10 protein-coding genes are annotated in these 14,160 nt (G+C 51.0%); 6 read left to right on the top strand and 4 right to left on the bottom strand.

The window, feature by feature from the left end; all coding sequences use genetic code 11:
• The first annotated feature begins 137 nt into the window (after window positions 1–137).
• On the top strand, window positions 138–677 hold the full coding sequence (locus tag HZZ01_RS02505) for a DUF2058 domain-containing protein (protein ID WP_179895368.1): 540 nt from the start codon (window positions 138–140) through the stop codon (window positions 675–677).
• Between the two features lie 16 nt (window positions 678–693).
• Here HZZ01_RS02505 and HZZ01_RS02510 read toward each other — a convergent pair whose 3' ends face one another.
• Entirely contained in the window at window positions 694–1,392 is a 699-nt protein-coding gene (locus tag HZZ01_RS02510) for an RluA family pseudouridine synthase (protein ID WP_179895369.1), read from the bottom strand.
• Window positions 1,393–1,464: 72 nt separating this feature from the next.
• The gene (locus HZZ01_RS20915; RefSeq protein ID WP_255434088.1) at window positions 1,465–1,599 is read right to left on the bottom strand and encodes a hypothetical protein; all 135 of its coding nucleotides are present in this window, start codon (window positions 1,597–1,599) and stop codon (window positions 1,465–1,467) included.
• A 199-nt stretch (window positions 1,600–1,798) separates the two neighbouring features.
• Here HZZ01_RS20915 and HZZ01_RS02515 point away from each other — a divergent pair, with 199 nt between their 5' ends.
• From HZZ01_RS02515 to HZZ01_RS02525, 3 genes are all read left to right on the top strand, one after another.
• A complete protein-coding gene (locus HZZ01_RS02515) occupies window positions 1,799–2,065 on the top strand; it encodes a hypothetical protein (protein ID WP_179895370.1) in 267 nt (88 codons plus the stop codon).
• Between the two features lie 617 nt (window positions 2,066–2,682).
• Window positions 2,683–3,798 carry an efflux RND transporter periplasmic adaptor subunit gene (locus HZZ01_RS02520; protein WP_179895371.1) on the top strand — a complete coding sequence of 372 codons (1,116 nt, stop codon included), beginning with the start codon at window positions 2,683–2,685 and terminating at the stop codon, window positions 3,796–3,798.
• Window positions 3,795–6,893, top strand: coding sequence for an efflux RND transporter permease subunit (locus tag HZZ01_RS02525; RefSeq protein WP_179895372.1), 3,099 nt, complete (start codon window positions 3,795–3,797; stop codon window positions 6,891–6,893). The genes HZZ01_RS02520 and HZZ01_RS02525 overlap by 4 nt, the downstream gene beginning before the upstream one ends.
• A 125-nt stretch (window positions 6,894–7,018) precedes the next feature.
• Here HZZ01_RS02525 and HZZ01_RS02530 read toward each other — a convergent pair whose 3' ends face one another.
• Entirely contained in the window at window positions 7,019–8,932 is a 1,914-nt protein-coding gene (locus tag HZZ01_RS02530; RefSeq protein WP_179895373.1) for a methyl-accepting chemotaxis protein, read from the bottom strand.
• Between the two features lie 477 nt (window positions 8,933–9,409).
• Between HZZ01_RS02530 and HZZ01_RS02535 the strand changes: the two genes are divergently transcribed.
• Window positions 9,410–9,682: a hypothetical protein gene (locus tag HZZ01_RS02535; RefSeq protein WP_179895374.1), complete on the top strand. Its 273-nt coding sequence runs from the start codon at window positions 9,410–9,412 to the stop codon at window positions 9,680–9,682.
• Window positions 9,683–9,791: 109 nt separating this feature from the next.
• Window positions 9,792–10,193 (top strand): cell envelope integrity TolA C-terminal domain-containing protein, encoded by a 402-nt coding sequence (locus HZZ01_RS02540; RefSeq protein WP_179895375.1) that lies wholly within the window; start codon window positions 9,792–9,794, stop codon window positions 10,191–10,193.
• A gap of 416 nt (window positions 10,194–10,609) precedes the next feature.
• Here the strand turns inward: HZZ01_RS02540 and HZZ01_RS02545 are convergent, their stop codons facing one another.
• Window positions 10,610–13,996 carry a VPA1262 family protein gene (locus HZZ01_RS02545; protein ID WP_179895376.1) on the bottom strand — a complete coding sequence of 1,129 codons (3,387 nt, stop codon included), beginning with the start codon at window positions 13,994–13,996 and terminating at the stop codon, window positions 10,610–10,612.
• Between the last annotated feature and the right edge of the window lie 164 nt (window positions 13,997–14,160).

A 14,160-nucleotide genomic window follows, 5' to 3' on the forward strand; every position in this document is an offset into this window, starting at 1 on the left:
TGATTCTGACCGGGGAATGTTAGCACAGTGTTGGGAGGCTGCCCGCAACCGCGAGCGCAGCAAATGCGGCAACCTGGCACACGCCGGACGATTGCAGGTATAATCCCGGACAATATTTAACAGGTTCAGAGACGACAATGACAAAACTCACCTTGCAAGAGCAGATGCTGAAAGCGGGATTAGTATCCAGCAAAAAAATGGACAAGGTTCAGCGGACAGCAAAGAAATCCAGGGTTCAGGCGCGCGAAGCCAGAGCGGCAGTGGAAGATAACAAGAAAGCGCAGCTTGAGCGGGATAAGCAGCTGAACGAGCAGCAGAAGCTGGCTGTGCTGTCGAAAGAGTACAAAGCGCAGGTCAGGCAGCTGATTGAAATGAACAAAATGGTCGTAGAGAGAGGCAACATCAGCTTCAATTTCACCGACAATAACCTGATTAAAAAGATCATGGTGGATAAGCCGACGCAGACTCAGTTAATCAATGGCCGTCTCGCGATTGCCCGCCTGGCGGCTGACGCGAAAGGTGAGCACCAGTACGCTATCATCCCGGCCAGCGTGGCGGATAAAATTGCCCAGCGTGATGCCAGCGCCATCGTATTAAACAGCGCGTTAAGCGAAGAAGCCCAGGACGAAGATGATCCTTATGCGGATTTCAAAGTGCCTGATGATTTGATGTGGTAATGACACGTTAACGCATTCAAAACGGGCTGTCGGCAGAGAGATGCATTACCTCGCCGCTGACAGGATGAACAAACGTCAGCGCACTGGCGTGCAGCATCAGTCTTTCCGCCTGCTCAGCACCAGGCATCAACAGCCCGCCGTAAAGATCACAGCCCAGAATCGGGTGCCCCAGCTGCTGACAGTGAATGCGCAGCTGGTGGGTGCGTCCGGTTTCTGGTGTCAGTTCAACCCGTGTAACCGGCAACGCCTTTCCCTTTTTTCCCTGATAATCACTGCGCTCAATGACCCTGTAGCGTGATCGCGCAGGTTTGCCCTGGATCGCGCATATCACCATCCGGGGAAACTGCGCCGGATCTTTGGCTATCGCGGCATCAATCATCCCTTCGTCAGCGGCAAGGTGTCCGCACAGCAGTGCCTGATAGGTTTTGCTCACGCTGCGCTGGCTGAACTGCTGGCACAGAGCAGCGTTAATCGCCTTGTTGCGTGCGACGACCATCAGCCCGGAGGTGCCAAAATCGAGCCGATGAACCAGCGTGCAGCCGGGAAAAAGCGTCACCAGCCGATGATGCACTGAATCGAGGTTTTGTGGGTTTTTGCCGGACAGGCTCAGCAGCCCGCTGGGTTTGTTGATGACCAGCAGATGCGCGTCCTGAAAGAGGAGTGTGATTTCATCAAAGCAGGGTGGGGCGATAAACGTATCGATAATGGCAGACATCGGGTATCCGGCAGGTAAAGGGCACAGGATCATAACCGATTACCCGGTTACTGACGACGCCGGGCCACGCGATCATTCTTCTGTCATGGTTTCGCCGCTTTGCGTGGAGAGCCACTGGCTGGCCTGATGCGTTGCGAATCCGCCATTGGCAGCAAATACCGAACATACCGTTGCGGCTAACAACGTGAGAAGAACAGAGAGTTTCATGGTGGCATCCAGGGCTGATAAGACCCGCCAGTCTGGCAGGAAGGACGGCAGAGACAAACAGAACAATCCGGAAAAAAACATTAAGTACATTTGATCAGTAGCTTGCATGATTTTCAGTGATTAATTCGGGCAGTTCTCACTTTTACGACTACAGTCTCTGGTGAGGTTGTCATCAATTCGTACTAATGGAGGATTTTCTGTGTTATTTCAAAACAACGAGAAAGGCCACGTCATTATTGGCGAAGCGGCACTCAGCCTTGCCCTGGGTGAGAAAGAAATCAGTATCGCAACACTCTTTACTCAGCTGGGTTGTATGGCGAAATCCGAAAGCAACGCGAAGCGACTGGCGCAAATCACCGAGGCCAGAAACTGGCTGACGAGTTTTGAGTCACCGACAGCTGCGCTGAAACAGGTGCCGTACCTGCAGACGCTTGCAGGCCTGAACGAAGAGTTGAACTACCAGTAAGAGAACTGATGCCAGTGGACGTAGTCCGGCTCCGGCCGGAAAACGACGAAGCGGATGACCTCAACGGTTGCGCGAAAGCGTATACCGGCCGGAGAAAATGTCAGGGACGACACTTCCTCCTGTCCACCCATCCGCTAAGCTGGCCGGTGGCTTTCATACCCCTCCCTTTGATTTCTCAGCGCCGGCATACCCGCCGTATTTAACCTGCTCCCAATTCAGAAACCTTATTCGTTTCAACGTGGCCTGGGGTCAGCCCTGTTCCGCGAAGAAAGAGGGCATCTGGCAGGTGCTGATCCATGCCCCGGTGCGTAAAGATGACGTCGGCAGTTCCTGAGAAAAATGCGCATGACTAAATCATACTTTGGTCACTCAATTTCCATCATCCTGCAACACCATTACCCGTAAAACCCCTGGCATTTTACTTAACCTCTCCGTCGAAACCTGACTGTTTTACGGGTGAGCAAAGGCAGTAGAGTGCATAGCAACGGTTTCATCGGTTGATCCTGTCGGGTTGAGAACGTACTCAGAAGTGGATTCACCAGAGTTGTGACTGTTGACATTATTGGTCACTGGTCTGAGAATGCGCTGACTCTCTTCATGAATGCGAAAGGTAAACCATGCTCAGGCTCAAACCTGCCCTCCTTGCTGTTAGCTTATTGCCGCTGGCTCTGGTGGCCTGTAATGACTCCTCGGGTACGCAGGATCCGCGTAATCAACCGCCGTTGGTCAGGACGGCGACGGTGATAAGTGCCGGGGCGGAGAGTCGCTCAAAGGCCTATACCGGGGTCGTGGTTGCACGGACTCAAAGCGATTTAGGATTCAGGGTTCAGGGAAAAATTCTTGAACGTCTGGTGGATACCGGCCAGAGCGTGAAACGCGGTCAGCCGCTGATGCGTCTGGATCCGGTCGATCTGGGCCTGCAGGCGCAGGCGCAACAACAGAATGTCGCCGCAGCGCGGGCTCGCGCCAGACAGGCGATCAATGATGAAGCGCGCTACCGCGGGCTGGTTGCTACGGGTGCAGTTTCCGCGTCGGCGTATGACCAGATTAAAGCAGCGGCAGAGACGGCCCGTGCAGAGCTCAGCGCGGCCCAGGCCCAGGCAAGCGTAGCGCAGAATGCTACCGGCTATGCGGTGTTGCTGGCAGATGCAGATGGGGTGGTTGTGGACACGCTGGCAGAACCCGGCCAGGTTGTTGCGGCGGGTCAGGCGGTCGTGCGTTTAGCCAGGGCAGGGCAGCGTGAGGCGATCGTGCAACTGCCGGAAACGCTGCGCCCTGCGCCCGGCAGCGCAGCGCTGGCCACCCTGTATGGCACCGGACAACCACCGGTTGCCGCGACACTGCGGCTGCTTTCTGACGCTGCTGATCCGGTAACGCGCACCTTTGAAGCGCGCTATGTGCTGGCTGGCACGCTGGCCAATGCCCCTTTAGGGTCCACCGTCACGCTTCGTATTGCCGAAGAGAAGGATGCCCATCCGGTGATGCAGGTTCCATTAGCGGCCCTCTATGATGCAGGTAAAGGCCCCGGTGTCTGGCGCATTTCCGATCAGCCCGCTAAGGTCTCGTGGCTCCCGGTTCATGTACTCAGTCTGGGAGATGATGCGGCACAGGTGACCGGCAACCTTAAATCGGGTGAACAGGTGGCCGCACTGGGGGCACATCTGCTGCATGAGGCTGAAGTTGTCCGGACTGCCCGGCAGGGTGATGGCAGCATTGCAGGAGGCCAGCCATGAGCCATGGACGCTTCAATCTTTCCGCGCTGGCGGTTCGCGAGCGCTCGATCACCCTATTTCTTATCATCCTGATCACCGTCGCCGGTATCCTCTCCTTCTTTGGGCTGGGACGGGCAGAAGATCCCCCTTTCACCGTCAAACAGATGACGGTGATCACCGCCTGGCCGGGTGCCACCGCGCAGGAGATGCAGGATCAGGTAGCGGAGCCACTTGAGAAGCGAATGCAGGAGCTGAAGTGGTATGACCGCAGCGAAACTTTTACCCGTCCGGGTCTGGCTATTACTCTGCTCTCGCTACAGGACAGTACACCTCCGTCAGACGTGCAGGAGGAGTTTTACCAGGCGCGTAAAAAGCTCAACGATGCCACGACAAGCCTGCCAGCCGGTGTTATTGGTCCCATGGTCAATGACGAATTCTCTGATGTGACCTTTGCGCTGTTTGCGCTCAAAGCGAAAGGCGAGCCGCAGCGCATGCTGGTGCGCGATGCAGAATCCCTGCGCCAGCGCCTGCTACACGTGCCCGGGGTCAAAAAGGTCAATCTGATTGGGGAACAGTCAGAGCGCATCTTTGTCTCTTTCTCTCACGATCGCCTGGCGACGCTGGGCATCACGCCTCAGGATATTTTTTCAGCGCTTAACAGCCAGAATGCGCTGACCCCTGCCGGGTCGATAGAGGCAAAAGGCCCGCAGATCGCTATCCGTCTGGATGGTGCCTTCAACAAGCTGGAGAAAATCCGTGAAACGCCCATTGTGGCACAGGGCAGAACGCTGAAACTTTCTGACGTGGCGAGCGTTGAGCGGGGCTATGAGGATCCGGCCACCTTCCTGGTGCGTAATCAGGGAGAGCCAGCGCTGCTGCTGGGCATCATCATGCGTGAAGGCCGGAACGGGCTGGATCTCGGCAAAGCGCTGGATGCTGAAACCGCCCGTATCAATGAGAGTATGCCGCTGGGCATGTCACTGACCAAAGTCACCGATCAGGCGGTCAATATCAGCGCTTCGGTTGATGAGTTCATGATCAAGTTCTTTGTGGCATTGCTGGTGGTGATGGTGGTCTGCTTCGTCAGCATGGGCTGGCGCGTCGGCGTGGTTGTTGCTGCCGCCGTGCCCTTAACCCTGGCGATTGTCTTTGTGATTATGGAGGCAACCGGAAAAAACTTTGACCGGATTACGCTGGGCTCACTGATCCTGGCGCTGGGACTGCTGGTCGATGATGCCATTATCGCCATTGAAATGATGGTGGTTAAAATGGAGGAGGGGTATGACCGCATCAAAGCCTCTGCCTATGCCTGGAGCCACACGGCCGCCCCGATGCTGGCGGGAACCCTGGTCACGGCGGTGGGCTTTATGCCGAATGGCTTTGCCCCCTCGACGGCCGGTGAATACACCAGCAACATGTTCTGGATTGTGGGCATCGCCCTCATCGCCTCCTGGATCGTTGCCGTGGTCTTTACGCCCTATCTGGGCGTGAAAATGCTGCCGGCCATCAGGGCTGTTGAGGGTGGCCATGCGGCTATCTATAACACCCGTCACTACAACCGTTTCCGTGGCGTACTGTCACGCATCATTGCCCGGAAGTGGTGGGTAGCCGGAAGCGTTATTGTTCTTTTTACGCTGGCGATTGTCGGAATGGGCGCGGTGAAAAAGCAGTTCTTCCCGGCCTCAGATCGTCCTGAAGTGTTAATCGAAGTGCAGATGCCTTATGGCACGGCGATTGAACAGACCAGTGCTGCCGCAGCCAAAGTGGAAAACTGGCTGAAAAACCAGAAAGAAGCAAAAATCGTCACTACCTATGTCGGCCAGGGCTCACCCCGTTTCTATCTGGCAATGGCGCCTGAGCTGCCCGATCCCTCTTTCGCGAAAATTGTGGTACTGACTGACAGTCAGGATGCGCGTGATGCGTTGAAAGTGCGACTGCGTCAGGCGGCGGCAGAGGGGCTGGCACCTGAAGCGCGTATTCGTGCAACGCAGCTGGTGTTTGGGCCTTATTCACCTTATCCGGTTGCTTACCGGGTGATGGGGCCAGATCCTGCTGTGTTGCGCGACATCGCCAGCAAGGTCGAAAGCATTATGCTTGCCAGCCCGATGATGCGGACAGTTAACACAGACTGGGGTCCGCGCGTGCCCGTGTTGCACTTCACACTGAATCAGGATCGCCTGCAGGCGGTGGGGCTGACATCCAGTACGGTCGCGCAGCAACTGCAGTTCCTGCTATCAGGCGTGCCGATCACCGCGGTGCGGGAAGATATCCGTTCGGTGCAGGTCATGGGACGTGCCGCGGGAGATATCCGGCGCGATCCCGCCAGAATCGCGGACTTTACGCTGGTTGGCTCAGCGGGGCAGCGCATTCCGCTGTCGCAGATTGGCAACGTAAAGGTAGAGATGGAAGATCCGCTGCTGCGCCGCCGTGATCGTACGCCGACCATTACGGTGCGCGGTGATATCGCCGATCATCTTCAGCCACCGGATGTCTCCACCGCCATCCTGAAACAGCTTCAGCCGGTCATCGATGCGCTGCCTCCGGGCTACCGGATTGAGCAGGCGGGTTCGATTGAAGAGTCAGGTAAAGCAACCAAAGCGATGGTGCCGCTGTTCCCGATTATGATTGCGCTGACGCTGCTGATCATCATTCTGCAGGTGCGTTCGATGTCAGCGATGATCATGGTGTTCCTGACCTCACCACTGGGGTTGATAGGCGTGGTGCCGACGCTGTTATTGTTTAATCAGCCATTTGGAATTAATGCACTGGTGGGGTTAATTGCACTGTCAGGCATTCTGATGCGCAACACCCTGATTCTGATTGGGCAGATCCATCACAACGAGCAGGAGGGGCTGGACCCGTTTCATGCCGTGGTTGAGGCGACAGTGCAGCGTGCCAGACCGGTTCTTCTCACTGCACTGGCGGCCATTCTGGCGTTTATCCCGCTGACCCATTCTGTGTTCTGGGGCACGCTGGCTTACACGCTGATTGGCGGCACATTAGTCGGCACGCTCATTACGCTGGTGTTCCTGCCTGCCATGTATGCCATCTGGTTCAGAATCCGTCCGGGCGCACAGCAGGAGCATGACGCCCATCGGCAGATCATTAATCGCTAAAGAGGCAAAGGCTATACGGCATAACTGAAATGAGTGCGCCGGGCATGGACCAGCAGACCAGGCAGCCAGCCTTATTGACACCAGGCTGGCTGCTCGCCGCATCTTTACGGCAGGATTAAAGACGGTTAAAAGCTTTCCCAGCTGGCATCTGCGGATGCCGTCACGGGCAATGCAGGCACTAAACGAGGTGCCTGGGCAGGAGCGACCCGATTTTGCCCTGGAGAGAGACGGAACACGGCTACCGTTTTTTCCAGTTCGTCTGCCTGAGACTCCAGTGAGCTGGCAGCAGCGGAAGACTCTTCAACCAGCGCCGCGTTCTGCTGCGTGGTGGTATCCATCTCGGCCATTGCGGTGGCGATCTGGGAAATGCCGCGATTTTGCTCGTCGGATGCGGCAGCAATTTCACCCATAATGTCTTTGACCTGACTGACAGAGCGGACGATGTCATCCATCGTGGTTCCGGCGCGCTCCACAAACTCAGAACCGTCATGAACCCGATCCAGTGACTCGCGTATCAGCGTTTCAATCTCTTTGGCGGCCAGTGAACTGCGCTGGGCCAGATTCCTGACTTCACCAGCCACTACCGCAAACCCGCGACCCTGTTCACCGGCACGTGCTGCTTCAACGGCGGCGTTAAGCGCCAGGATATTTGTCTGGAAAGAGATGCTGTTGATGACGTTAATGATTTCGCCGATTTTGCCTGAACTCTGGCTGATGCTGTTCATGGTGACGATAACGTCACGGATAATCTCTCCACCGCGTCCGGCATTTACCGACGCATCTGTCGCCAGCTGACTTGCATGATGGGCATTCTCCGCATTCTGTTTCACCGTCGAGGAGAGCTCTTCCATACTGGCAGCCGTCTGAACCACGGCAGCAGATTGCTGTTCAGTGCGGGATGACAGGTCGGTGTTGCCCGCTGCGATTTCTGCCGAAGCACGCGCCACGCTACTGACACCATCGCGCACGTTGGCAATGATGTTTTGCAGGCTGAGGTTCATGGCATCCACTGCCTGCATCAACTGACCAAACTCATCGCCACGCGTGGTTTTCAGCGAGGTTGTTAAATCACCGCTGGCAATACGTTGCGCAGCGCTCAGCGTTTCTTTAAGAGGTAGCGTTATGCTGCGGGTAATCCGCCAGGCAATCAGCAGGCTCAGAACGACACCAATCAGCGCAGCAAACGCAATGCGCCACTCTGCCTGTTTGATAAATTCGGCCGAGAGCTGGGACTGGAAGGCAAAGGTCTCAGTGACCGCCGTATTGAGCCGTTCTGCAGAAGCCGTCAGGCCTGCAGATTCACCCTTTTCTTTTTCCGAAGCATCAACATAGCGTGTTAAAGCCTGGCGTTGCTGCGCAAGCGTGTTGATCACATTGCGCGTGGCGTCATTAAGACTGGGCTGGGCAAAACTGTCCAGTTTCTCACTCAGGGTGTTGAGTGCCGTGTATTCCTCAATGACGGCATCTCTGCTGGCTTGAGTGGGTTTATCGAGAAACGCTTTTTCAACATTAGTTGCATCAAACAGCGCGGCAGCCATGTGCATCACCGGTAGCGCTGCATCGGGTGCCAGACTCATATCAAGCGATTCAAACTGATGCGCAAGCGTGAACAGGGCATCCGGTTTAATGGCACTAAGGGCGGCGGATGTCGCTTCCGCTGAAGTCACGAACTTCTGACGCTGGTTCTGATAATCGGTGAGCAACTGTCCCATCAGCGTGACTTTCTGCTGACCAATCTCATCCCACTTGAATTTATCCAGTCGTTTATAAAGGACATCTAACGCCTGCAGGGCCTGAGCGTTCAGCGAAGCAAATTTCGGGTCTTTGGTGTACTGGTAGAGGGTGCGATTGAGGCGTGCCTTGCTTAATGTATTCACCATCTCCACGGTAATTGTGCGGCGGGCAGAGTTGTCTTTAATACTGCGGAAACAATCGAAAGCAATAAAGGTAATGGCAAGCGAGGCAGCAATGACGACGATAAAACCGACGCCCAGTTTCTTCCCTATCTTAATATTGGAGATGTGTTGAGCAAGACCCATGAGGTTCACCTTTAATGAGGTTTCAGAAATAGAAAAAAGGAAATTAACTAATCTAAGATGATCTTCTTATCGACCAGGTGGGATGAAGCTTTAATTTTATTTATGATTGCATGGGACGCTAATTAATTCACCAGAAACTATTCTGGTAAGCAATCATTGGGTTTCAAAGTAAGAGGTTTGATGCTTAATTTTTTGAAAAAAATACTGTTTTTTCGGGTTCGTTATTTTTTTGAAATTATATGAATATTTATTGATCCTGATCAAATCTAAAAGTTCGTGGCTCGTAGTGACGCTTATTGTTGAAGTAAATGGTTTTTCAGGGATAACTATTCAATAGTGTTAAACCAACCAAAGCATTGCACAGGCATAAATGTCAGAACCCAATATCGTGACTGGCTCTGTTGCATAATCACTGCTACCGATTACGGGTCCTATCCGATAGAGTAGAAATCCGACTATTAAGGGAGAGCATAGCCAATGCCAGACTACTGTTTCTATACGCAGGGAAAACAGACCGTTGCCCTGGCACGATCAGACGTGAACCGTGCCACTGATCTGCTGGCGCAGGGATATAAGAAAGAAGATGAGGAAGTGCATGCTGCCGATGAAAAGCAGGCCGCTGCACGGTTTGCAGATATCAGAAAAGAGAATGCCATTGATCGACATAACTTTCTGGCAGGTGCGGGTACGATGCCGTTGATTGGTGTGCTCACCGCGCTGGCTGCCTTTCTCTTCTGGCGTAAAAAATAACCCTGATTGCAGGCAGATTTTCAGAAAATAATCGACTGACGATCTACTCCAGCCGGGCACCGCATCAACACAGGACGTCTTGCCCGGTCATGACCTTAAAAAGACTTATATGAAAACGATCACCCTGATACTGCTCTCTGTTGCTTTGGCAGGCTGCACGCCTCTTGCTCCCCGCGAATGTGATAAAAAGACCGCGCTCGAAAGCTGCAGCTATAAACGATCAGGTAAAGTGGGGGACAAGGATAGTTATGGTCAGCAGGCGTCGGGCATCAAGAAAGCACTGGATGCCGCGCTGTCAAAGCCACATGCCTGGAATGGAAAACGCTGTAATGCGCATCTGGATTTCAACATTGATGGCACCCTGGATAATTTCATCGTGAAAGGGGGCGACAAAGATTACTGTCAGGCACTGACAGAGGCCGCAAAACGTGCCCGGTTCCCGGCGTTCACCGACCAGCATGTTTTCGATGTGATGGGATCGGCTCGCTGGAATATGGAAGGGCAACCCTGAGCCTGTAGAGGTCGTTTTCACCATCAGAACGTTAATTATCGTCGCGGGCCGTTCATGCCTCGCCGATAATTAAACCACATTGATGTCCTCTCTCATCAAACGGATCCCCTTTAAGCGACAGCACCGCGATAACACACTCACCTTGCGCTACGTCGTTGCGATGGAGGCTACGCGGCGGCGGCGCTGCCGGACGGCTCGCCCTGACTGAAAACAGAAATGCAAAAAGCCCGCTCGGGTTTCCCTGAGCGGGCTTTTCTAATTCTGGCTCCTCTGACTGGGATCGCCTTTGCCATTAACTGGCTGAATATCAAGTTAAATTAAAAAAAACTGATTTGTCAAGACCACCAAAATGACCCCCTAAAATGATTGCTATGACGTTATTGGTTACCATCCTGCAATTTACGGAAACTAAATGATCACTCCTGCCCCTTGTTTGCGATATTGCTAACTACACCCAAAAGAAGATGATTACGGAGTTGCTCAGGATCGCCCATTGAGTACTTTATCAATTCATCATTAGACAGAACGTCCCGATAGTTTTGTGATAGGCGGTCAATCAGGGAATTGCATTCGTCCTGTATTGATATTATGGCGTTTTCAACCTTGGGCGCTTTTGTGAAGAGTTGCAACCTACTGGACAATGCAAAAATCCACAAATTCACAAAATGTGAGTAACTATAAATTCTCCAGTCCACCTGAGCTGAAATAGGTTTTCTGATATTACGAGCCATCTTATCAGCTACTTTCTCGATGTTATTAATAATTCTCAACTGATCTATTTCGTTTAAGCAACTGAAAATAATCGCCAACTCATCAGTGAAAGCACCTTCACGTTTCATATCGAAAAATATATGCTGTTCCGGTCTCCATTGTACAATTAGGTCTTCCAGCCACTGGCTGGCTATCTGGCGTGGATTAACTACCCCTTGTTCCAGCATTGGAACAAGCAGTGCCTCCAAAATCCATGCTGTCATATGATGCAACCTTCCAGAATGGCCGCGAACAGGCTCGAGCAGTTCCTGAAATTCCTGATCCGCTAATGGTTGCTGAATTAACGTTCCCAAGTGTTTAACGAGTGCTTCGCGACTATCTGATTGAAAATAATTCGCCTCATTAATCAGCCAACAAAGGATGTAGAGTTTTTCCTTGGTACTGAAACAATCTAATTTGTCAAAATGTTGTATTGCATCATCATTATTCTTTATTTGGTCGCTCAGAAAATGCAGGCCAATCCATTGTAAAATAGGGGTGCCACTTGATATAAGTGCGTTTACGGATTCCTGACGATTCCCGTGATATGGGTCAACACATATATGGCGGAGGGCTGTCGTGATAAGGTCATACAGGCGAACTTGAGATTTAGCCCACTCAACATTACCACGTGGCCATGCGTTGATTTGTTCAGAAAGCCACCTGATAAACCTAACTGGTGATTTCATCCACATGAGTGTAATTGCGTAATAATCTCCATACAGGTAACTTCCGGGGGAATAGCTAAAAATTCGCTCCGGTGAACCGCCATCTTTGAGCCAAAAGTGAAGATCTTTATCAAGGTATCTGTCATAGTCTATGAGTAACCTTGAGTGCTTCCTGTGATCAAGATGTATTTGCCTGTTAGCGTCAAGGTATTGAACAAGTTTATCCTCTAGGGATGACAGTAACGGTCTATTACCCATTCTGTACAATTCACCTGCAGGTAAATTGGCTAGAATATTACCAAAAGCATCCCAAGTGCTGTTGAATGGTTCCAGATCAAATCCCTTTTCCCAGAAGTGTGAAGGAATGTCGCCAAATTTCTGCTCATTGAGGCTATCATCTTTGTACAAATCCAGTTTTTCAGCCGTTTCTCTAAGCTTTTCACCGTACAATCCCTTCATCTCAGGGAGATTTAGCCACCAGAAAAAAACATCACCACTGTGATTAAAATCAAACGGTGTCAAATACTTGAAGTTAGCTGTTCCGGGATTAGTATCATGATTCCTCGAATCGAAAATCACTTTCTCGATTTTTGATTCTTCCGCCGTATGTAGTGACGATTCAATAAGATCATCCATATAACGGAAAACATCTGGCAGTACATCTCCGGGAATAGATGTTACCAGCAATGGATTATTCTCATTTGCCAGTTGTATAGAGTTTGAGACATGGTAACCCACAACAGGGAGACCTTGAGGAGAACGAACAAGAATCATACGATCATGTATTTTTTCTGCAGGCAGTGCAACAACACGCAGATGCACGTTACCAAAAGAAGAATTTCCCCATTCCTGGCATTTCTGAATTAGTTTTTGGATACGATCTTGCGTGGCTTGAGAGTCTGTAATTTGTTGGGAGCTTTCATTAATTTCTTTACTGACATCGACCTGTATTATGGCATTGATTTTCTGCAAATTGGTAGAACTCTGCGGCTTTTCGGAAGTAAAAACTAAATAGTCCCCAGCTTCCGTCCCCATACGATTGAGTAGGTCTATACCCACATCCTCCATGTATGGATCAAACCAGGCAATTTGTGCGGCGGGATATGCATCGAAAGTCTTGCGGAGCCACGCCACCAGTTCCAGACGGCTCATGCCTCTACTGTCGGAAAGTTTAGGAAAGAATTGAGATTCTGATTTTTTCGGGAGCAAACGAGTCAGAGACCTTGCAATAGAATAATTAAGATCAACCCATTGGTCGTCCTGATAATCACCGTAAACGTGTCGTGAATGTGTGGTTGAACGACTTACCTCCCATGCACTTTCAAGTCTGTGTAGTTCTCCTTTGGGGACCTGTTTTGCCAGCCAGTCAGTCTTACCTGCGGTTCTAATTGTCTGATGTACATTTAAATTCATATTCATGCTGCGATTAAATGTATATCCATTTAAAACACACATAAATGCTTCGTTGGTATCATCTGGTTGTGCCAAGATTTCAAGAGTACAGGCAGTAGCGGTTTGTTTTTTAAATGAATCCACATCAAATCGCTTCGTGATAGGGTAGGTTTCGTTTTTGTCTATGGTTGTTACATGCGTCGATTGCAGGCAGCCGCCACTGAAGGATTTAATAATTACAAGAAGCTTGGCTGGAAAGTGTGTAAGTGATTCAAAAAGTGTCAGTGAAGCAAACTCACCTTTAGCTTTAAAAGAAACTCGAGAGGTTTCTTTACGGTTGAGTGCTGGTGCACAAAGGAATTCAAAATCACCAAAACGCCAGGCGTCATATTCAGCGAATGCCATACCGGTATCGGCATCAATTGAATCACAAGCAATTCTTGCAACATGAACTGCATTCCTACTGCCGAAACTCTCAAACAGAGATGCTTTACTTACTAAGGAGATGGCCCCACTGTCGTAACTGGCATATGAACTGGGACTGAGTCTTTTTGTCACGGATTTGAAATGATCACGTGTCGGTAAATGCATTACGGGCCGAACACATATGTCTGGTTTAAAAGTTACGAACTTAAAAATTTTAACAGTTCTTTCATCGGCATTGATGTTTGCAGCGATGCTGGCATCGTGGAGCGTTGAACCTTTAATTAAGCTCTCAGCAAAGTGTTTCAGAGAACTAGCTGAAATATAAACAGTAAATGGGAGGACGCGAACAGAATCTTGTTCTGACAGTTTTATCATTTTTCCATTAACATTACCTCTCCATTGGCTACCAATAAAATCTGCTGGAAGCGCACGGCCATAAAGCCATTTAACCTGTGTTTCCTCAGCACTCTTGAATTCCATAAGCCAAATCTGGAGAGCGCAGGCTTGCTTGTCCGCTCCAAATATGTCATACAAACGCGGATCTGATATTAAATTATCAAAATTCATAGTTCCCTCAAAAGATAAGTGAAGTAGACAACTTCTTAGTGATGATGTGTCAGTTTTATGCCGGTTTTAGTTCAATGTGCTTTTTTGAGATTTCCGTTTTTCAGTCATTATTCGGTACTCTATCAATATCGAGTAAATCAGGAAATTATGAAGTTGCGGGCTTT

It is taken from the genome of Pantoea sp. WMus005 (genome assembly GCF_013415305.1).
Lineage (GTDB): Bacteria > Pseudomonadota > Gammaproteobacteria > Enterobacterales > Enterobacteriaceae > Pantoea > Pantoea rara.